The organism is Gemmatimonas sp. (assembly GCF_031426495.1).
GTDB lineage: Bacteria > Gemmatimonadota > Gemmatimonadetes > Gemmatimonadales > Gemmatimonadaceae > Gemmatimonas.
Genome location: NZ_JANPLK010000042.1, coordinates 72,657 through 93,395, shown reverse-complemented (window position 1 = coordinate 93,395; position 20,739 = coordinate 72,657). Strand labels below are relative to the sequence as shown.

Here is a 20,739-nt window from a genome sequence, read left to right as displayed (position 1 = left end):
TCTCGCTGCAGCCCTGAAGAAGCCGCAGGTCAGTGATACCGTCCCACACATCCATCGATCTCGAACTTCGATTGTCAAACAGCGATGCTACTTCCCTGCTATGTGAGCGCAACCGCTTGCGGTTGCGTCAGTTACCTTTTTTCGTTTCGCCACGGTTTGGGTGGCAGCCTCCAACAGTACCAAACTACACACCGAAAGTCAACCCTTTTTTCTTGTCCGCGTCGCGCAATTTGTGTGCGCCGACAACAGCAGAATCTCCGGCTTTTCTTCCAGCAACGGCGCTCAACAAACTGATTCCGTTTGTACTGCGGGGTCGCAAGTATGCGATCGCGCTGCGTATTCCGCAACCCCCGATTTTCGCCAGCTGAACCCGACCGAACGCCAACGTACTCGGCGCGTAGCGGATCGTCAGTGACCGGCAACAAAAAGCGGCCGCTGACAGCGGCCGCCGCAGACCGAGGCTTTTCAGCATCGGAGAGGTCCGGGTCGAAAACCCGGCAGCATCCAGAAGAGAACTCGTGTTCGGTCGATGCAACGATGAGCGTGTAGCGCACGGCTCGCATAGGAGCCTGCCAGACAACACCACCAGCAACCAACAAACCAAGTACCAACCAGCCTGACAACGACAGCAAAAGCTCAGAGAGCTTCACCGCGCCGAACCTCGGAACGCGTTCGATACCAACCTCGAACGACTGCGACATTCCGCCCAACCCCACACCGGCAGTATAACACCGGACTCATCAAAAGTGCACCCTCTAGGACTCGAACCTAGAACCTACTGATTAAGAGTCAGCTGCTCTACCATTGAGCTAAGGGTGCGGTCCAGAACAGCCTACCGCTTCCAACACCGACATGACGCGCCAGGAGGGACTCGAACCCCCGACCAACAGCTTAGAAGGCTGCCGCTCTATCCATCTGAGCTACTGGCGCCTGCTCTGCCGCTGGTCCCCCTCGCGGGGTCCCACACATGGATCCACTGCGGATCCGCCACATCTGATACATCCTACCACGAGATCGGGGCGGCCGGATTCGAACCGGCGACCTCCTGCTCCCAAAGCAGGCGCGATACCGGGCTACGCTACGCCCCGCAGATCAGCGGCCGCGTATGTTATCCCGCCGATGCGCCGAGGTCAACCGGGGCTCGCAAATCCGTGGCAACTTCCTGCACGCGTCAGACCAACACAGTGCACGCTCGCCTCGAGACGGCCAACGCCCAGCTCACCTCATCGCCGCAACTCGTTCGACACGGGGCGCGTAAAGCGATCGCGCACCGCCTCGAGCTGCAGCAGCGCCGCAAACGCCCGACCGCGATGACTGACGCGCGCCTTGGCGTCACGCGCCACCTCGGCGAACGTGGCCCCGAGATCATCGGACAAAAAGTACGGATCATACCCGAAGCCGCCGGACCCACGCGCCGTGGTGAGCAACGTTCCCGTCGTTTCCCCACGCACCACGGCCTCACGCCACTCTTCGCCGTCGCGCCAGACGCACGCTGCCGCGCACACATAGCGCGCCCGTCGTGACGCTGGCGCCGCGCGCGCCGCGTCGCCGTGCATGTCAACGGGTGCCATGCGCAGCGCCTCCTGCAGGAACGCGTTGTTGGCCGCATCGAGGGCGACGCCATGAAGATCCGTCCGTCCAGACCATCGCTTGCTGTGCACCCCCGGTCGACCACCCAGGGCGTCGACGGCAAGTCCTGAGTCATCGGCCAGCACGATCGCTCCAGTGCGCTGCGCAAAGTAGCGGGCCTTGGCCAGCGCATTCGCTTCGAAGGTGTCGAACACTTCGAGCGCGTCTTCATCCGGCGTTTCCAGAAGCCCGACGTCGGCCAGCGTGATGACCTGCACACCAACAGCGCCCAGGAGCGGGACCAGTTCGTGCACCTTCCCCGCGCTGCGCGTCGCGAGAACCACACGCGTGTCGGACGCGGCTGTGGGCGTGCTCACCGCTCGCCTACCGCGGCTGCGGGAACGGCTCGCCCAGCACCCGCAGCTGCATCGCATCGAGCGTCTCGATACCGCGAACCGCGATCGACAGCAGCGCATCCAGCTGCTCCCGCGCGAAGGTGCCGTGCTCGCCCGTACCCTGCACTTCGACGAAGCGGCCTTCGCTGCTCATCACGACGTTCATGTCCACGCCGGCGCGCACATCTTCCTCGTAGTCGAGGTCCAGACGCGGCTGGTCATCGACTAGGCCGATGCTGATGGCCGCGACGCGTCGACGCACGGGCGAGACAGGAATACGGCCTGTCTGCACCATCCACGTGAACGCATCATGCACGGCCACACAGGCGCCGGTGATCGCCGCCGTACGCGTGCCGCCGTCAGCCTGCAGGACATCGCAGTCCACCTTCACCGTGAACTCGCCGAACCGGAAGTCGTCGAGCATGGCCCGGACGCTGCGCCCCACCAGTCGCTGAATCTCCTGCGTGCGACCACCGATCTGCTGCCGTTCACGTGACGAGCGCGTCTTGGTCGCACGCGGCAACATCGAGTACTCGGCCGTCACCCACCCTTCTCCAGACCCACGACGCCAACCGGGGACACCGGTCTCCACCGAGGCGGCACACAACACGCTCGTCTCGCCGAAGGACACGAGGCATGAGCCTTCCGCATACGGCACGGCCCCACGCTCCAGCCGCGCCGGCCGCGTTTCATCGTTGGCGCGTCCAACCCGAGTGGAAAGCAGAGGGCGCTCGTCACTCGTCACGTCGGATCCGTTCACGGTAGGGTCAGCCACGCAATTTCTCGATGGTAGAAGTTGTGGAGTGTCCGTCGACGAGCGGAATAACCACCACGCGTCCACCGCGTGCGGTCACCAGGTCCGCGCCAACGATAGTGTCTGGTGAATAATCGCCGCCCTTCACGATGACATCGGGCTCGAGGGCGCGCACGAGTTCGATCGGCGTATCCTCTTCGAACAGCACGACCGCGTCGACCGCCTCCAGCGCCGCCAACACGACGGCGCGCTCGCTGGCCGTGCGAATCGGCCGTTCAGGTCCCTTCAGGCGCTTGACTGATGCATCGCTGTTGATACCCACGATCAACGCCGCGCCCTCACGACGTGCGCGGTCGAGGACATCGACGTGGCCAGGATGCAGCAGATCGAAGACACCGTTGGTAAACACGACAGCGCCACGAACGGTGCGGCGCCAGCTGGCGGCCGCCTCCAGCGTCATGACTTTCGACGACGGGAACCGGGGGGCATCGCGCGTTACCATTGGGATTGCACGCCTTCCACGAGGTCGGAAATCAGGCTTTCGAGCGCGTTCTTGCGTCCTACGGCCTCACCACCTTCCGCGTACTGTCCTTCGCGCTGCAGCCCTTTCTTGGTGAGGAGCGTGCGGCCAGTCGTCTGATCGATGATCTCAACATCAAGCACGATGATCAGCCGTCGCCGCGTCGACGTGGTCTGGCGGCCGTCGGCGCTGACACCGGCCGGCAAGTCGACGTCGTACTTCACCAGTGTACCGCGCACCACCAAGTCCGCTCGGGCAACGGGCGCTTCGCGCAGATTGAGACGATCGCGCAGCGCTGCGCGCAGCTGCTCGAAGACTTCGCGTTGCAGCTCAGGCACCGCCGTCTGATTGTCGAACGGCTCGATGGCCACGGTCTTCAACTGTTTCGGCAGTCCGCCGCCTCCGGAGAACCCGTAGCAGCCACCCACCAGCGACGCCGCCAACAGCAGAGCGAAAGTGCCCCGTGCGGCGCGTGCGATCCTACGGACGGCGCCAGATGGCGTCATCGAATCCCTCGACAGTCGTGGTATCGGTCACGGCAATGGCCAGACGCCGCTTGCCTCGCTCATGAACATACTGCAGTTGCCACTGCCCGTTGGCGCCGCGCCGACGCGACATCCACTCGATGACCTTGCCGTCTTCAATCCGTTCGACCCGCGCGAGCGTGGTGCCGCCGAAGGCGAGGCGCCACGCGCGACCGTCGGCCCCGGATGCATCGCGTCCCCGCAGTACGCCCAGATCGGCACGCAGCGTGTCGCCGTCGATCCGGGCGGTCGTATCCCTACTGGGCGGCAATGCGAGGCGGCCCAGACTGGACCACAGCAGCGGCACCGGCGGCAGAAGGCGCTTCACCAGGTCGACGCCAGGAACGAACAGGGAGTCGCCGAGCAGGATCGCATAGCCGCCAGCCATGCCGTTCTTAAGAAAGAAATCCAGGCGCGCCCGATCGGGAGCCTGCGCCCGAACCGCTCCGTCACCATTGGCCTCGAATGTTTCGTCCTTGTAGGTCCACGTGAACCGGAGAATCTGCGACCCGGCCGCCATGTTCGTCGGAGGCAGGATGGCCCGGGTCGGTGATCCAACGAGGGGACGCGCCGCGGGAGCGCAGGAAACGAGCAACGCCGAGACAAGGGCGATCCCCGCTGCGGCGGTCCTGGAGCATATGGCGAATCGGGCTCGTTCGGGCATGAAGTCGTGTCGTCGAAGCGTGGGGCGGATCACTGAATGCGGATGCGCACCATGCGATCACCTTGCACGATGCGATCCATGACATCGAATCCGGACAGCACCGTTCCGAACACCGTATACGCGCCGTCGAGATGCGGCTGACTGGAGTGACAGAGGTAATACTGGCTTCCGCCGGTATCGGGACCCGACGTCGCGAGCCCGAGGCACCCCCGTTGGTGACGCTGTCGGGAGAAGCTTTCGCGAAGTGAGAACCCGGGGCCACCCGTGCCGTCTCCGCGCGGATCGCCGTCCTGCACCACGAAGTTGGGTACCACGCGATGAAAGACGGTGTTCCGGTAGAACCCCGCCTTCGCCAGCCGGACAAACGACTCGACCACCAATGGCGCCTCGCGCCCGAAGAGCTGCAGGGTGACCACGCCATGATCCGTCTCGATCACGGCGACAGGCTGACGGCTGCCCGCCGCGCCCCACTGGCGGACCAGGCGCTCGTACTCCGCCAGTGGTCGCGCCACGAGTGAATCCGCCACTACGCGCCGTGGCGCACGTGCCGTGGTGTCCCGTGGGGACAGCAGTCGCTGGCCAATGACTCGGACGATTGAATCGCGATCGGTGCTGGCCCGTTCCGCCAGCACGCGCATGCGCTCCGACAGGCTGCCATCGACGGAATTGCCAACACGCTGCAGTGCGGCACTGCGAATACGGGGATCGGCATCGGCCATGAACGCTTCGGCCGCGAGTACGCGGTCCGCGTCCGCGGCGCGCGGGCGGTGCTCGAGCGCCGCCATGCGGTATCGCCAATCCGCGTGCTGTTCCCAGGTCGCGACCTCGGCATCGAAGAGCGTCAGTGCATTGCGTCGCACGTGCGCGAGCATCAATCGACGAACCGCGAGCAGCGTGTCGCGCTCCCACACGCGACGCCATCTGACCGTGTCGCGGCCGAAGACGACGGACAGACTATCGGTGGCGGCGACGCGCACGTTGGCGACCGAGTCGGCCAATCCGATCTGTACCGCATCGAGCACCGACGTACCAAACGTGGAGACGCTTCCCGCCGCATTGGCCCGCACTCGCCAGTCGGCGTCCCGCTGGAACGCGCTCAGTGCCTCACGGGCCAGCACGGCGAGCGAGTCTCCGACGGTAGTGCGCGTCAATGCACGAGCGACATACTGTCGGACTTCATCATCAGGATGGCTTCGCACCGCGAGCAAGGCGCGCACGCCGGCTGGCGCCCGCAGTCGTCCGATGACGTACGATGCGGAACGCACGACCTGCGCCGACGTATCGGCGAGCCACGGCACAACGAGTGTAATCGGCGCGGGACGCAGCTTCACCGTGGCGAGGACTAGCGCCGCACGGACCGGCGCGCTGCGCAACGACGCGGAGCTCCCACGCAATGGCGCGGCGAGTCCGTCGCCCAAGGCCACGGACAGCACGGTACGGGACGGTTCGCCGATCTCACCGAGCGCCCACGCCGCCTCGCGCGCCACCGGATCCGGGGCACCGCCAATCGCACGCGCCAGCGCCGCGACGGCCTGCGTATCTTTCGCCACGCCGAGCGCGTAGGCCGCGTTCGCCGCGATGAGTGTGTCACCATCGGTGAGCAACCGACGCAGGTGCGGGAATCGAGCTCGCATTCGCAGCTGCCCGATCGCGAGGGCCGTGCGAGCCCGGCGATCGGGGTCGCCGTCTATCAGCAACGTGTCGACGAGCAGCGTATCGGCCCGACGGACATCGAGCATCGCCATGAGCTGCGCATCGTGTCGCACGTCGAGCGCGGTCATGCGCGCGGCACGCGGGCCGAGACCAGTACGGGCACCGGCGTTGGTGCTTGCACACCCGGCGGCCGTCATGCCGGCGCCGGCGATGAGGGCGACGATCCGTCGCCGATCGAGGGTGCGATTACCGCGCATGGCCTGCCGGCATGACCGCCGCCTCGAGTACGGCGCGCACGTCACGCGGCATCGCCGCCAAGCGCCCGGTCTTGTCGATGGAGACCAGCGCGGTGGTCGCGGACACCAGCAGGGTGTCCGTGTCGGCACGCATCACGCGATACGCGAAGGCAAGTCCGCGCGACCCCGCTGACGTGAGCCGCGTATGCACCCGGATCGGATCGTCATATCGCGCGGACGCGTGAAAGCGCATGGTCACGTCGGAAACGGCCAAGAGCACACCATCGCGTTCGAGTTCGGCGTACGACTTTCCCAGTGCGCGTATGAAGTCAGTCCGGCCAAGTTCGCACCACACGAGATAGTTGGCGTGATACACGACCCCCATCTGGTCGGTTTCCGCGTATCGCACCCGCAGTTCGGAAATCGTTTCGGACACCATGGCAGCCATTGGGGACACCGGCGATCGCCGGCGAAAGAGGGAATGAGGAAGATGTCCCTGCCCCGACCGACAGCCAAGCGCTGTGGGCAAGCGGCGGCCCCGTGCGTTTGTGGCCCCGTCCCGGACTGGTTAGACTGCCATCGTGCTCAACACTCCGACACTGGTTCTCGGCGACGCACACCTCGGCGTTGCTTCGAAGGACGCTGAGCGTGCTCTGCTGCGGTTGCTGCGTGACGTGCCGTCGCGCGCCCGCTCGCTGGTGATCATGGGCGACCTCTTCGATTTCTGGTTCGCCTGGCGTCACGCCATGCCTCGCACGGGATTCCGGGTGCTGGCGGCGCTGGCCGATCTCCACGACGCCGGAATTCCGGTGTTATGGATCGGCGGCAATCATGATTGCTGGGGCGGCGACGAGCTCATGGCCGAAACGGGCGCACAGTACACCCTGCACCCCTGGGCTGGGTCGATCGGGCCCTGGCGGGCCGAGCTCGTCCACGGGGATGGGCTGCGCGAGGTGGAGGACGCGCCGTATCGCCGCCTCCGCCGGGTCCTTCGCCATTCGTTGGCGATCCGGGCCTTCGGCTTATTGCATCCGAATCTCGCGTCGCGTGTTGCGCTCGCTTCTTCGCATACGAGCCGAACACGGCGCGCGGGCGATGAAGGTCGGGGCCTGCTTGCGGTCGGCACGCGTTCGCTGTCGGCGCCCGACGGTCCGAACCTGGTGATCCACGGCCACTCGCACGTGCCGATGTTGCGGCGCGCCGGGGCCGGATGGTATGCGAACGCGGGTGCGTGGTATCTCGACCAACAGTATCTGCTCATCGAGAGCGATCGGATCTCGTTGCGCGCGTGGCGCGACTCAGGTGAAGACGTGGTACTCCACAGCGGTGAGCGGAACATCGAGGAAGCGACCGCCGAGCGCGAGGAAGTGCTGCGGCGCGTCTGAGGCGACAAAACGGTGTGTCGGTTCCCGCCCATGCTCGCCCGACGTGTGCTGCAGCAGCCCGCGCTCGGCGAGGATGCGTTCCACTTCGGCCGCCGTTTCTTCCGCGCTGTCAATGAGCCGGACCTCAGGCCCCATCTCGGCAGCGATGACCGGTGCCAGCAACGGATAGTGCGTACAGCCAAGCACCAGTGTGTCGACCCGCGCCTCACGCATTGGCGCCAGATAGTCGTGGGCAATCAGTCGAGTGGAGAGGTGATCGATCCAACCCTCTTCCACCAGCGGTACGAAGAGCGGACACGCCTCGGCCCGTACGTCGATGTCTGGTGACTGCCGGTGAATCGCCCTCGTGTAGGCACCGGACGCAATCGTTCCGCTAGTGCCGATGACACCGATTGGTCCACCGCGGCTCGCGCGCACGGCGGCCCGAGCGCCCGGTTCGACAACACCAATGACCGGGACCGACAGCGTCGACTGGAGCGCGTCGAGGGCGTGGGCGGTGGCCGTGTTGCACGCGACGACGACGCATTTTACGCCTTCCTGCACCAGCCACTCGCCAATCTGTAACGCGTAGCGTCGTACGGTGTCCGGACTCTTGGGACCGTACGGAACGCGAGCGGTGTCGCCGAAATAGAGTAGCGATTCCGCTGGCAGCCGCCGCATGAGGGCGTTGGCGACGGTGAGACCACCAAGGCCAGAATCGAACATCCCGATCGACGCCCCGCGCGATGCCTGCATCATGCTCAGAATCGAATGGTGGCAGCGAACACGGCGCCCGATGGGCGCGGATACGCCGACAGCTCGAGCGGCACGTCCCACAGCTGCGCCGAGACGAACGCATCAGCGCCGGCAAAGAGGTGATTGAAGGCGACGACGGCGATCCAATCTTCCACGTGCAGGCGTCGCGTTCGCACCAGATCACGCGTGAATCCGTTCGTAAAGATCCCATTCTTGACGACTGAATCGCCAGAGACCAGGTACTGGCCGGGCAAGGTGTCGATCTGGAATCGACGCGCTTCCCTCAGATCCATCTGACTGCGGCGCATCATCACAATCGCCGCGAGTTCGATGCTGGCGAACAGCGCCCCGGACGTCCCGCGATCCAAGCGCGATTGCCCGAAGCCAGGCAACAGCGACGAGTAGAGGAACGCCCGCTTCGGCGTGAGCGGTGGTGTAAATCGGCCACGCTGGGTGAGCGGGGAGACCGGAGCCGCCGGCTTGATGATCGGCGCGGGAACCGGCTTCGCCGTCACCGAGTCGCGCTGCTGCGCCACCAGCGGCGCGCCAACAGGCGCCACTAGCGCCAGTACCAACAGCGCGCGCGGAACTAGGCGAAGCATGTCTCTGATACTCCTCAGCGCGCGGGGAGAGCCGCGACGAGCTCGATCTCGACGCTCACGTTTCGAGGGAGCCCGGCCACGGCCACCGTGGAGCGCGCCGGACGGGCGTCGCCGAGTACGCGCGCGTACACCGTATTCATCGCGACGAAGTCGTCCATGGACTTCAGGAAGACGGTGGTCTTTACCACGTCGCTCCAGGTCACGCCGGCCTCGTTCAACACGGCGGACAGATTCGAGAGTACGCGCTCCGTCTGCGCACTCACGTCACCGGTCTCGATTTCCATCGAAACGGGATCGAGCGGGATCTGACCAGCCGTAAAGAGGAAACCATTGGCGCGAACCGCCTGCGCGTAGGGGCCGATCGCTTTCGGTGCGTGGTCGGTGTGCAGGGTCTCGATGGGCATGTCGGTGATGCGCTGGAAGGTGATCAAGAATGAGCGAGCGAGGTCGCGGTGGGCTCGGCAGCTACCACGGCATCAGGCAGGTCGAACAGTACTTTCGTATTGCGCAGCGTTTGCCAACCGAGAGCGTCGACATCCTGCTGCCGGACGGCGGCCAACCGGGCCAACGTCAGAGGCACGAACGCCGACTCATTGCGCTTTCCACGATGCGGCACTGGTGCAAGATACGGCGCATCGGACTCTACGAGCAGTCGGTCGCTCGGGACCAGCCGCAGCAACGCGTCGTCAGTCCAGCTCTTGAACGTGATGATGCCGCTGAACGAAACAAACCATCCGACGGAGAGTGCGGCCTCCGCCAGCGCCGCCGAACCGGTGTAGCAGTGGAGCACGCCCCGCACGCGCGCGACGTCGGCCCGCTTCAGGAATTCGGCGGTATCTGCCTCGGCCGCTCGGGTATGCAACACGATCGGCTTGTGCAACTCCTCGGCGAGCGCGAGTTGGGCGTCGAGGGCGTATCGCTGTTGTGCACGCGGTGCGTGATCGTAGTGCGTGTCGAGGCCGCACTCGCCGACGGCGACCGCTCCGTGAGCGACGGCATCACGAATGGCGGGCGCATCGGTGGCATCGTCCCAGCCCGCAGCATCGTGGGGATGGACGCCAGCGGTGAAGAAGACAAAGCCCGCATGGCGCTCGGCCAGACGCCGGGCCCGCAGCGCGGTGGCAGCTGACTCACCAATACAGACAAGGGCCCGCGCACCTACTGCGCGGGCCCGCTGGATCACCGCGTCCGCTTCATCAGCGAACGCGGGATCGGCCAGATGTACATGACTATCGGAAAAGACGATCATGCGCGTTAACGCGAGGCGAGACGCTCCGCCTTCCGCGCACTCTTGTCGCCCGAGTTGTCGTTACCCGCGTTGACGGCCCGGCTCGTGGAGTCGGATGTGGTGCGCGGATACTTCGACTCAATCCAGATCAGAAACGGACCGGCGACGTAGATCGAGGAGAAGGTGGCGACAAATACGCCGAACGTCATGACCCACGCGAACGGTCGGATGATCTCGCCGGCGATGAACAGCAGCGCCAGCGTGGACGCCAGCACGGTGGCGTGCGTCATGACGGAACGAGGCAACGTCTCGTTGATCGCGCGGTCGAGCACCTGTGAGAGCGACTCGCCCTTCGCCCGCTTCTTCAGATCTTCGCGAACACGGTCAAAAATGATAATCGTGTCGTTGGCCGAGTACCCAAGCAGCGTGAGAATGGCCGCGACCACGGTAAGCGACACCTCGATGTTGAACATCTTGATGAACGCCATCGTGAGCAGAATATCGTGCGCGGTGGAGAGCACGGCCGCCGCACCGAAGCGCCAGTCGAAGCGGATCGCGAGATACATGAGGGTGAACAACGACGCGATCAGCATCGCCGTGAACGCGCCAGAGCGCAGTTCACTGCCGACCTTTGGTCCAACCGCCTCGGTGCGCACAATCGTGACGTTCCCTGCGCCGAACTGCTGCTCCAGGGCTGCTGCGATCAACTTCGAAATACCTTCGGCGCCGGCATCCTGTGCTTCCACCTGCTTCTCGTCACGAGCGCGAATGGTGTACTCCGTCGCTGTGCCGTACTGCTGGATTTCGCTTCCCGCGATGCCTGCCTTGTCGAGCGTGCTCCTCACTACGGCAACATCCGGTGCCTGCTTGAACTGGACCTGCATGAGCGTTCCGCCCGTGAAGTCGATGCTGTACTTCACGCCACCGGTGATCCCGAAGGTGACGAGACCTGCCACGATGAACGCGACCGTGAGGCCGGCGGCGATGCGCCAATGCTTGACGAACTCATACTTGGTGTTGTGAAAGATTCGCAGCATGGCGTCCTCAGATGCTCAGCGTCTGGTTGCCGCGCGTACGGCTGAGCCAGATCATGAAGAAGGTCTTGCTCACGAAGATCGACGTGAACAGCGAGGCCACGAGGCCCGCGATAAGCGTGACGGCAAAGCCGCGCACCGGTCCCGTGCCATACTGATACAGCACCATGCCAGACAGAATCGTAGTCGCCGAAGTGTCGATGATGGCGCTCAGTGCGTGGCGAAAGCCTTCGTCGATCGCGAGTCGGTTGGACTTGCCGTGATCGAGCTCCTCACGGATGCGCTCGAAGATCAGCACGTTGGCGTCGACGGCGATACCGATGGAGAGCACGAAGCCGGCAAGTCCAGGCAAGGTGAGCACTGCATGGAAGCCGGCCAACACCGCGAGCGTGTACACGAGGTAGAGCAGCAGCGCCGCGACCGCCAGCATGCCGGCAAATCGGTAGTAGCCGATCATAATGACGACGATAAGCAGGAACGCGACGGCGAGTGCAAGCGCACCCTTGTTGATCGAGTCGGCACCGAGGCTGGCACCGATGCTGCGGACTTCGGCCACCTTGAGCGGCACCGGCAACGCACCAGCACGCAACACGAGCGCGAGATCCTGTGCGGCCTGCAGCGTTCCGCCGCCAAGCGTAATCTGACCGTTGCGGCCGATCGCGCTGTTGAGCACCGGCGCCGTCACGACGCGCTGGTCGAGCACGATGGCCATGTTGTCCCTCACATGCTTGCCGGTCTCGACCTTGAAGCGACGGGCGCCTTCGTTGTTCAGCGTGAACTGCACGACGTTTCCTTCCACCGGATCGGTGGACGGACGCGCGTCGGTGAGCACTTCACCCGTGATGATCGGACGCGAGTCGAGCACGTACAGCGCAAAGAAACGCTGGGTGCCGGAGACGAGCGAATCAACGCCCCAGCGCATCACCTTGCCCGGAGGCATGGCCCCCTGAATCGCCGGCAAGGAGAGTGCACGCTCGATGGCGGCGTACGACGCCTCCGGCACGATGTACTGACCCGGGATTTGGCCGGGCTGCACGTTGGTGCTAAACAAACCGCCGATCACGACGGCCGGTGTCTTGGCCGTCGAATCGGCACCCGTGGACGCAATCGCCTTTCCCGTGGAGTCCTTGGAGGAATCAGACTGCTGCGTGAGCAACGAGGTGGCGCCGCCCTTCTTGGCGGTGTCGCCAGCAGCCTTCGCTTCGGATGCTGCCGAGAGCCCTGCGTTCTTGGCGATCTCGTCGAAGCGCGGCATCACCTTCTCAAACGCCTGCGTCTTATCGGTAATCTGGAACTCAAGAAACGCCGACTTCTGCACAACGTCCTGCGCGCGTTCCGCGTCGTCGATGCCGGGGAGTTCCACGATGATGCGCTCGTTGCCGGCCTTCTGCACTACGGGTTCGGACACGCCGAACTCGTCAATGCGCTGGCGCACTACCTTGAGTGCACGATCGAGCGCCTCGGACTTGTTCGCGACCGCCTGCTTGGACTCGTCGACCTCGAGCGTCAGGTGCATACCGCCCTGGAGGTCGAGACCTCGCTTGAGCGGCACGCGACGCACGGTGTCGTAAACGAAAACGCCATCGCGCTTCACCCGTTCGACAACGGTGCGCGGAAAGAGGGCCCACGCGGAGGCCGCGAAGAGTCCCACGATGAGCAGGATGCGGTACTTCAGGTTCGCCATCGATGCCGGTGGCCAGAGGTAATGTCAGCGCGTCGGGGAGCGAGACGCGAGAAATGGCGCAAAATGCGCCTAGCCTCTTAACTTAGGGGTCCAGTAGTCGTGGCGGTAGCCAGTCCCTGCAGAGTCTCGCGCGCGGCGGCCTCATCGTGGGCAAGCTGCGCTCGAAGGGCGCCGATTCCATCGAATGTCCGCGTGTCGCGAATCCGATCGATCAGGTCAAGCCGGATTGGCGCGCCGTACCAGTCGTGCGCCGCATCGAAGACATGCGTCTCGATCCGCCGCGAGGCATCGCCAAAGGTCGGCCGCGGCCCAAGGTTGAGCATGCCGCCGAACGGCCCCTGCGGCGTCTGCACCCGCACCGCGTAGACCCCGTCGGGAGGGAGCAGTTTGCGGGCCGGCGGGGACTGCAAGTTGAGAGTGGGGTACCCGATCAATCGGCCGCGCTGGTCGCCTTGGATCACCCGACCGGCGATGCTGTACGGGCGCCCCAGTCCGGCCGCTGCGGTCCGCAGATCACCCTGCAGAATAGCCGACCGGATGGCCGTCGACGAAATGGCCTGGCCGTCCGCGGCGTGCACCGGCGGTAGCACGGTCACCCCGAACCCGCGCGACACGCCGAGTGCACGGAGTACGTCGATATCGCCGAGGCGCCCGCGTCCGAATCCGTGGTCATGTCCGACGAGCAGTTCGGCCACGCGGAACCGCTCGCGCAACACCGCATCGACGAACTGCTCCGCTTCATACGCCGCCAACGTGGCCGTGAAGGGGAGCACCGCGACATAGGAAACGCCGGACTGCGCAAACATCTCGAGTTTTTCGTCGTGCAGCGTGAGCAGCGGCGGAGCGGCCGACGGGCGAACCACTTCGAGCGGGTGCGGTTCGAAGGTGATCACGACACTGGGTCGGTCGGTCTCGGCCGCCAAGGCGGCCAGTCGTGCGAGGACATCGTGATGCCCGCGATGCACCCCGTCGAACGTGCCGACAGTAATGACGGCGCCGGACTCGCCGATCGGCAGGCCGACCGGGTCGGACCAGACCGACGTCATGACGCCGCCTCATCACCGAGCATGACGACACGCGGTTGCCACCAGTCGCCGGCCACGCGCTCGGCGATCGCGACGACGGTATCCTGCCAGAGGAGCGCCCCGCGATCGCCAGGCGTCGTCGCTGGAATCCGACGGCCCACGCGAAGCGCGGCCAGGCCCGCCTCGTCGAGCGATTCGTGGGCGATCGCGCCGAGGGCCGACAACGGTGGGCGCAACAGCACGCGGCCATCGAGAATACTGCCTGGCTCGAGCTGCTCGAGCGTTATGGCATCGGCTACGTGCGCGGCGCCGCTGGCCACGCGCCGCAGACTCTCACAGTGCGCGGCACTTCCGAGTGCGCGCCCAAGGTCGCGGGCGAGCGCGCGAATGTACGTGCCGCCGCCACAGGTGATCCGCACGGTAAGCGCGTCGCTCGTACTCGCGAGCCATTCCCACCCCATGACAAGCACGTCGACGGGCGGCAATTCGACCACGTCCCCGCGTCGCGCGATGGCGTAGGCGCGTTCGCCGTTGACATGTTTCGCCGAGAAGGCGGGCGGCACTTGCGCCAGGTGGCCGGTGAGCGTTGCGATCGCCTCGCGGAGCGGCGTGGTCGCGCACTCGGCGAGCACCTCGGCAGCGGGACCCATCGCTTCCCGGGTGACCTCACCGGTGCGATCGTCGGTGTCCGTTTCGTGACCGAAGCGAATCACCGCGTCGTACACTTTGGGCTCGCCGACGACATGCGGGAGCAGCCGAGTGGCGGAATTCACCGCCAGTACGAGCAGGCCCGTCGCGAACGGGTCGAGGGTGCCGGCGTGCCCGACCCGCTTGGAGCGGGCCGCGCGCCGCACGACACTGACGACATCGTGCGAGGTCATCCCCGCCGGCTTGTCGACAAACAGCAGTCCTGACGTGATCATGTCATCGCGCCCACACCCGCGTCAGCGCACCATCATGCCGAGCGGGTCATGGTCATTGGTTCGCCTGCAATGAGTCGGGCGGGCGGGTGTCGTCGCTGGCCGCCGAGTCCGCGTTACCCTCCGCTTCCTCGGCTTCAACTTCGACAGCCTCAGTGGCGACCGCATCGCGATCGGTGCGGATCTGTGCCAAGAGCTGTTCGATGCGCGACGCATGCGCAATGCTTTCGTCGGCCTTGAAGTGAATCTCCGGCGCGTTCCGCAAGCGCAGCGTCTTACCCAGCATGGAACGCAGGTGCGACGCAACGCTTCCGAGTCCTTCGAAGGTGGCCTTGATGGCCGCCTCGTCTCCCATCACGCTCACGAACACGTTCGCGTGCCGAAGGTCGCGTGTCATCTCCACCGCAGTCACGGTGACGAAGCCACGAATTCGCGGGTCCTTGGCGCCTTCGGCAAGGAAGGTCGCCACTTGTTCGCGAATCGATTCGGCCACGCGGTCAGGTCGCCGCGGTTCGCCCATACTGCCTCCTCAGGACTTTGCAGCCTGGTCGAGAGTACGAGCCACTTCTTCCGTGCGGTAGCATTCGAAGACGTCGCCGATCTTGACGTCGTTGAAGTTCTCGATGCCGATACCGCACTCGTAGCCTTCCTTCACCTCGTTCACATCGTCCTTGAAGCGACGCAGTGACGCGATGCCGCCGTCGTAAATTTCGACGCCGTCCCGGATGACGCGCATACGTCCCTTCCGGTTCATGTTGCCCGAGCGCACGATGCAGCCAGCAATCGTTCCGATACGCGCGACCTTGAACGTTTCGCGCACCTCGGCTTCGCCGTACACCACTTCGCGCGACTCCGGTCGCAGCATGCCTTCAAGGGCGGCCTTCACGTCGGCCACGGCCTCGTAGATGATGCGATACAGCTTGATGTCCACGCCTTCGCGCTCGGCTGCCGCGCGGGCGTTGTTGTCAGGACGCACGTGGAAGCCGATGATGATGGCTCCCGAGGCCTTCGCGAGCAGGATGTCCGTTTCGGCGATCGCACCGACACCGCGGTGCAGGATTTCGACCTGCACTTCGGGGTTGGAGAGCTGACCGAGGGCGTCGGCCAGCGCTTCCGCCGGACCGCCCTGGTCGGCCTTGATGACCAATCGCAACGAACGCTTCTGGCCGGCGCTGGTCTGCGACATGAAGTCTTCGAGCGACACCAATCCACGCGTGCTGCGGCGGCTCTTCGCTTCACGATCGAGACGTTCACGACGCTGCGCGATATCGCGCGCCTCGGAGGCGTCTTCGACCACGAGCAGTTGGTCGCCCGCCATCGGCACACCGCTGAGACCCAGAATCTGCACCGGGATCGCGGGTCCGGCCGACTTCACGGCCTTGCCACGCTCGTCAAGCATGGCGCGCACGCGACCAGAGTAGATGCCGCAGATGTAATCGTCGCCGACCTTGAGCGTGCCGTTGGACACGAGCACAGTGGCGACCGGTCCCTTACCCTGGTCGAGCTGGGCTTCGACCACCGATCCGACCGCACGACGCGACGGATTGGCCTTGAGTTCGAGAATGTCGGCCTGCAGCAGGATCTGATCGAGCAGTTCGTCGACACCCGTTCCCTTCTTGGCCGAGATCTCGGAATGCAGCACCGTTCCGCCGAATTCTTCGAGCACGACTTCGTGCTGCAGCAGGTCCTGCTTCACCTTGGCGATCTGCGCCGTGGGCAAATCGACCTTGTTGATGGCAATGATGATCGGGACGCCGGCGCTCTTCGCATGCGAGATCGCTTCGACGGTTTGCGGCATGACCTGGTCGTCGGCCGCGATGACGATGACGACGATGTCGGTGACCTGAGCACCGCGGGCACGCATGGCGGTAAACGCTTCGTGACCCGGGGTGTCGAGAAACGTGATGAGGCGCTTGTTGGCGACCTCCACGTGATAGGCACCGATGTGCTGCGTGATGCCGCCGGCTTCGCCAGCGACCACGTTGGCCTTCCGGATGTAGTCGAGCAGCGACGTCTTACCATGGTCGACGTGACCCATGATCGTGACGACGGGCGGGCGCGGACGGAGGTCTTCCGGCGCGTCTATCACCTGCTCTTCCTGCAGATCGGCGGCGTAATCGCTTTCCTTCACGGCCTGGAAGCCGAATTCACCGGCAATCAGCTCGATCTGGTCGAAGTCGAGTCGCTGGTTGATCGTCACCATGAGCCCGAGCGTCTTGAACGCGAAGCCGACGATCTGTGTAGCGGAAACGCCAAGGATCTTCGCGAGTTCGGACACCGTAATGAACTCGTTGACGCGGACGGTTTTCCGTTCCTTCTCGACCGCGGCAACGCGCTGCTCCTCCATCTCGGCCCGCATGTCGGCACCGAATCGACGTCCACCGCGGCCGCGCGCTCCCGCGCCGCGCATGGCGGTCATCGTCTTCGTGATATTGGCCGACACGGCTTCTTGATCGACCGCCCCACGTTTGCCCTTCTTACCACGGCGCTGCTGACTCTGCGCGCTCGCGGCCATTCCCGTTCCCTGCGTGCCCTGTCCCGGCTGACCACCCTGGCCACCACCGGGCGCGCCACCCTGGCCGCCCTGCGGGCCGCCGGGGCGACGGTCATCGCGACGCTGTCCCTGACCGAGTCCACCACCAGGAGCGGCGGACGCGATCGGACGAGCACCACCAAAATTCGGCGACCCACCCATGCGGCCGGGACGCGGAGCGCCGGGCACGACGGGACGGGGACGCGGACGATCGGCCGGCAACGGAGCCGACGGTACGGCCGGCGCATCGGAGGCGACGGATGTCGCGGCGGACGCCGACGCGGCAACCGGGGCGACCGACGCGGCAGGCGGTGTGGCGACGGCGGGGCGTTCGACGATCGGCGCCGGTCGCGGCGTTGGCGCAGATACCATGGCCGGACGCTGGGCCGGAGCCGTGTCCTTCCGCTCGAAGCTGACGGGCTTGGGCTTCGGCTTGGGCGCGGGAGGCGCTTCGACGACGGGCGCTTCCGCACGCACCGCGACCGGCTCATTGGCCGCCGCGGCCTTCAGCTCGGCGGCACGTTCGACCGACACGTGTTCGATGTCAGCGCGGACTTCCGGCGCCGGTTCGACAGGCGCCTGATCGGCGGACGACGCAGCCGCCGAGTGGGTGGCCTCAACCTTGGCCTCCACCGGATGCGCCTCTTCCACATGCGGCTCTGCGGCGTGCGCTTCCGTTGGCGGGACATCACCGGCGTGGACATCACCGGCGTGGGCATCGACCTCGGCCGCGCGACGGCGGCGAACCGCCGGGGCTGGCGCTTCGGCCTCGACCACAGGGGCCGGGGCATCGGGTCCAGCGGCGGCTCCCGTGCGACGGCGCCGAGGCGCGGCGGCCGGTGCGGGCTGCGCCTTTTCGGCGCGCACGCGCTTTTCGCGCTCCCATCGGGCGCGAATACGGGAAACCTGATCGTCGGTCAGCAGCGACAAATGGCTGCGAACTGGAACGTCCATCTGGCGCAGCAGCGCGATAACCTCGTCAGCCGAGATACCGAACTCACCCGCCATGTCATGCACACGAAGCTTGCTCAACCCGTCCTCCTAACGCGAAACGCGCGTCGCGTCGCCTGCCGGGGTTGCCCCGGCCACGGCGCTACGGATACCGCGCGCCAGCGCTTGATCTACAATCCCGATCGCCGCTGTCGTATCCCTCCCGACAGCACCGCCCAGCTCGGCCGCACTCGGCCACTCCAACGTTTCGATGCGACGGGCCCGAAGGACCGGCACGACCTTCTCCAGCGAATGGCGCGAGACATCGCTCGCGACCACCGCCAGCACCACTTTCCCTTTGCCTGCTTCAATGGCGACGCGTTCGGCGCCTACCACGATGAGCCGGCCGCGCGCGCCGAGCCCGATCAGTCCGAGCACCTTTCGGCGCACGGTATCGTCGAGCGTCGGCACTTCGCGGGGTTCATCACTCACTCGCTAGAACTCCCAGCTTCGCCTTCGTCTTCCGTGGTGAGCTCGTCGATGATGGCCATGATCCGATCGGCCTCTTCGGGAGCGATACCAGGCAAACGCAGGAGATCATCGCGATCGAGATCGAGAATGTCGTTGAGCGTCGTCAGGCCAGCTTCTGCCAGGACGGCGACCGTTCCGATTTCGAGCCCTTCGATCTCGTTGAGCGGCACATCTGCTTCTTCTTCCTCGGGTAGCGGTGCGAACAGCGGCGCTTCTCCGCCCTTCTCCATCCACTCACGGCTCGAGTACAGATCGATCTTCCATCCGGTGAGCTCAGAGGCGAGACGCACGTTCTGGCCATTGCGGCCGATCGCCAGCGACAGCTGGTCTTCGTCCACGACCGCCTGAATCGTCCGCGACATCGCGTCACTGAACACGCGTGCCACACGGGCCGGCGCGAGCGCCAGCTTGGCAAAGCGTTCCGGATCGGGCGACCACGGCACAATGTCGATGCGCTCGCCGCCCAGTTCGTTCACGACCGCTTGGACGCGCGATCCCTTGAGGCCGACGCACGCGCCGACCGGATCGACTGCGTCATCACGGGACGTGACGGCGATCTTGGTGCGGCTGCCGACTTCACGCGCAGCCGCCTTGATCTCCACGATGCCCTGCTGAATCTCGGGCACCTCGAGCTTGAACAGCGCCTGCACGAACAGCGCATCGGAGCGGCTCAGAATCAGTCGCGGACCCTTTGGCGTGTCTTCGACCCGCTTGAGGACCGCCCGGACGGGCTCACCCTGATGGTAGTGCTCGCGATGGTTCTGCTCGCGATACGGAATGATCGCTTCCGCTTCACGGAACTTGTTGAGCATGACGACCAGCTTGCCACGCTCGATCTGCTGGACTTCACCGGAGAGGAGATCTCCGACGCGGCCGGCGAATTCGTCGCGAATGCGCGTTCGCTCGCCTTCACGCACGCGCTGCACGATGCGCTGTTTGGCGGCTTGCACGGCGGTGCGGCCGAATTCATTGAAATCGACCTCGATCTCCATCACGTCCCCGATCTGGAACTCGGGGTCCATGAACCGCGCCTCTTCGAGCGGGACCTCACGGGCCGCATCGGTCACTTCTTCCACCACCGTCTTCAGCAGCACGATGCGGATTGCGCCCTTCTCCTCGTTGATCTCGACTTCTGCCTGCACGTTGGCCCCGTGCTTCTTAGCCAGAGCGGCATGAATGCCGTCCTGGAGAAGCCCGTGCAGCTCCTCGCGCGTGATCTGCTTCAGATTCGACAGTTCACGGAATGCTGCGAGAATTTCCGCTGATCCGGCCATCCGTCTCCCCTATCGTTTCCAGTGAAACGCCAATCGCGCTTGGGTGACCTCGACGAGTGGGAGTTGGAACTCCCGCCCCTTCGGATCACGCACCAGCGCGACTTCGGCGCCTTCCTCGCCATCCAGCGCAAGGATCTCGACTTCCTGTTTACCCCCCGCCAGCGCGCCGCTCGTTACCGTTGCCCGGCGTCCGACGAATCGGCGCCAATCTGCAGCGGTCTTCAACGGCCGGTCTGCGCCCGGCGACGAAACTTCCAATACATACTGCTCTCCGACCAACGCCTGGGCTTCCAGTCGCGCTTCAACCGCGCGGGACGCCTTGGCACAGTCTTCGATCGTCACCTTCGTGCCGTCGCGCCGGTCGATCCGGATCTCGAGCACGGGACGAGAGCGTGAGCCCCCGCGTCGCAGCTCCACCAAATCGAAACCAAGCGTGTCAAGCTCTTGTGCGACAATGGGTTCGACGATCTCGCCCACCTGCACGTCTCCAGTAAGAACCAGAAAAAAACCAAACACCGAAGAACAAAAAAGTGTGGGGACCAT

The 20,739-nt window shown here is 65.2% G+C and carries 21 protein-coding genes and 3 tRNA genes; 1 reads left to right on the top strand and 23 read right to left on the bottom strand.

Annotated features, from left to right (window positions below; genetic code table 11):
* Positions 1-747: 747 nt before the first annotated feature.
* From RMP10_RS11145 to RMP10_RS11100, 10 genes are all read right to left on the bottom strand, one after another.
* A tRNA-Lys gene (locus RMP10_RS11145) sits at positions 748-819 on the bottom strand.
* Between the two features lie 37 nt (positions 820-856).
* Positions 857-930 (bottom strand) — tRNA-Arg (locus RMP10_RS11140).
* Positions 931-1,014: 84 nt separating this feature from the next.
* Positions 1,015-1,088 (bottom strand) — tRNA-Pro (locus RMP10_RS11135).
* 135 nt (positions 1,089-1,223) lie between these two features.
* Complete coding sequence (locus RMP10_RS11130; protein WP_310570351.1) at positions 1,224-1,946, bottom strand: non-canonical purine NTP pyrophosphatase; 723 nt, start codon at positions 1,944-1,946, stop codon at positions 1,224-1,226.
* Positions 1,947-1,953: 7 nt separating this feature from the next.
* Entirely contained in the window at positions 1,954-2,739 is a 786-nt protein-coding gene (rph, locus tag RMP10_RS11125) for a ribonuclease PH (RefSeq protein ID WP_310570350.1), read from the bottom strand.
* Positions 2,732-3,178, bottom strand: coding sequence for a D-glycero-beta-D-manno-heptose 1-phosphate adenylyltransferase (rfaE2, locus tag RMP10_RS11120; RefSeq protein ID WP_309670928.1), 447 nt, complete (start codon positions 3,176-3,178; stop codon positions 2,732-2,734). Before rfaE2 ends, rph begins: the two co-directional genes overlap by 8 nt.
* Before the next feature lie 35 nt (positions 3,179-3,213).
* The gene (locus RMP10_RS11115) at positions 3,214-3,744 is read right to left on the bottom strand and encodes an LptE family protein (RefSeq protein WP_310570349.1); all 531 of its coding nucleotides are present in this window, start codon (positions 3,742-3,744) and stop codon (positions 3,214-3,216) included.
* Complete coding sequence (locus RMP10_RS11110; RefSeq protein WP_310570348.1) at positions 3,719-4,282, bottom strand: hypothetical protein; 564 nt, start codon at positions 4,280-4,282, stop codon at positions 3,719-3,721. Before RMP10_RS11110 ends, RMP10_RS11115 begins: the two co-directional genes overlap by 26 nt.
* 173 nt (positions 4,283-4,455) lie before the next feature.
* Positions 4,456-6,336, bottom strand: a complete 1,881-nt coding sequence (locus tag RMP10_RS11105) for a peptidylprolyl isomerase (RefSeq protein WP_310570347.1) — start codon at positions 6,334-6,336, stop codon at positions 4,456-4,458.
* Complete coding sequence (locus RMP10_RS11100; RefSeq protein WP_309670924.1) at positions 6,326-6,763, bottom strand: thioesterase family protein; 438 nt, start codon at positions 6,761-6,763, stop codon at positions 6,326-6,328. Before RMP10_RS11100 ends, RMP10_RS11105 begins: the two co-directional genes overlap by 11 nt.
* Before the next feature lie 133 nt (positions 6,764-6,896).
* Here RMP10_RS11100 and RMP10_RS11095 point away from each other — a divergent pair, with 133 nt between their 5' ends.
* Positions 6,897-7,700, top strand: a complete 804-nt coding sequence (locus RMP10_RS11095; RefSeq protein WP_310570346.1) for a UDP-2,3-diacylglucosamine diphosphatase — start codon at positions 6,897-6,899, stop codon at positions 7,698-7,700.
* On the opposite strand, the gene murI is transcribed toward RMP10_RS11095, so the two are convergent.
* The 13 genes from murI to rimP all read right to left on the bottom strand — a co-directional run bounded on the left by murI (position 7,614) and on the right by rimP (position 20,739).
* Positions 7,614-8,438 carry a glutamate racemase gene (murI, locus tag RMP10_RS11090; RefSeq protein ID WP_310570345.1) on the bottom strand — a complete coding sequence of 275 codons (825 nt, stop codon included), beginning with the start codon at positions 8,436-8,438 and terminating at the stop codon, positions 7,614-7,616. The two genes, RMP10_RS11095 and murI, sit on opposite strands and share 87 nt — an antisense overlap.
* A 2-nt stretch (positions 8,439-8,440) precedes the next feature.
* Positions 8,441-9,037 (bottom strand): hypothetical protein, encoded by a 597-nt coding sequence (locus RMP10_RS11085; protein WP_310570344.1) that lies wholly within the window; start codon positions 9,035-9,037, stop codon positions 8,441-8,443.
* Positions 9,038-9,051: 14 nt separating this feature from the next.
* Complete coding sequence (locus tag RMP10_RS11080) at positions 9,052-9,441, bottom strand: RidA family protein (RefSeq protein WP_345785794.1); 390 nt, start codon at positions 9,439-9,441, stop codon at positions 9,052-9,054.
* A 23-nt stretch (positions 9,442-9,464) separates the two neighbouring features.
* Complete coding sequence (locus RMP10_RS11075) at positions 9,465-10,286, bottom strand: TatD family hydrolase (protein WP_310570342.1); 822 nt, start codon at positions 10,284-10,286, stop codon at positions 9,465-9,467.
* Positions 10,287-10,291: 5 nt separating this feature from the next.
* The gene (gene secF, locus RMP10_RS11070) at positions 10,292-11,302 is read right to left on the bottom strand and encodes a protein translocase subunit SecF (protein WP_310570341.1); all 1,011 of its coding nucleotides are present in this window, start codon (positions 11,300-11,302) and stop codon (positions 10,292-10,294) included.
* Positions 11,303-11,309: 7 nt separating this feature from the next.
* Entirely contained in the window at positions 11,310-12,983 is a 1,674-nt protein-coding gene (gene secD, locus RMP10_RS11065) for a protein translocase subunit SecD (RefSeq protein ID WP_310570340.1), read from the bottom strand.
* A gap of 77 nt (positions 12,984-13,060) precedes the next feature.
* Positions 13,061-14,029, bottom strand: coding sequence for a bifunctional riboflavin kinase/FAD synthetase (locus RMP10_RS11060; protein ID WP_310570339.1), 969 nt, complete (start codon positions 14,027-14,029; stop codon positions 13,061-13,063).
* On the bottom strand, positions 14,026-14,931 hold the full coding sequence (gene truB, locus RMP10_RS11055) for a tRNA pseudouridine(55) synthase TruB (protein WP_310570338.1): 906 nt from the start codon (positions 14,929-14,931) through the stop codon (positions 14,026-14,028). The genes RMP10_RS11060 and truB overlap by 4 nt, the downstream gene beginning before the upstream one ends.
* A gap of 52 nt (positions 14,932-14,983) precedes the next feature.
* The gene (gene rbfA, locus RMP10_RS11050) at positions 14,984-15,448 is read right to left on the bottom strand and encodes a 30S ribosome-binding factor RbfA (RefSeq protein WP_310570337.1); all 465 of its coding nucleotides are present in this window, start codon (positions 15,446-15,448) and stop codon (positions 14,984-14,986) included.
* A 9-nt stretch (positions 15,449-15,457) separates the two neighbouring features.
* A complete protein-coding gene (gene infB, locus RMP10_RS11045) occupies positions 15,458-18,493 on the bottom strand; it encodes a translation initiation factor IF-2 (RefSeq protein WP_310570336.1) in 3,036 nt (1,011 codons plus the stop codon).
* Between the two features lie 9 nt (positions 18,494-18,502).
* Positions 18,503-18,883 carry a ribosomal L7Ae/L30e/S12e/Gadd45 family protein gene (locus RMP10_RS11040; RefSeq protein WP_309669967.1) on the bottom strand — a complete coding sequence of 127 codons (381 nt, stop codon included), beginning with the start codon at positions 18,881-18,883 and terminating at the stop codon, positions 18,503-18,505.
* Positions 18,880-20,196, bottom strand: a complete 1,317-nt coding sequence (nusA, locus tag RMP10_RS11035; protein ID WP_171224573.1) for a transcription termination factor NusA — start codon at positions 20,194-20,196, stop codon at positions 18,880-18,882. The genes RMP10_RS11040 and nusA overlap by 4 nt, the downstream gene beginning before the upstream one ends.
* A 9-nt stretch (positions 20,197-20,205) precedes the next feature.
* A complete protein-coding gene (rimP, locus tag RMP10_RS11030) occupies positions 20,206-20,739 on the bottom strand; it encodes a ribosome maturation factor RimP (RefSeq protein ID WP_171224574.1) in 534 nt (177 codons plus the stop codon).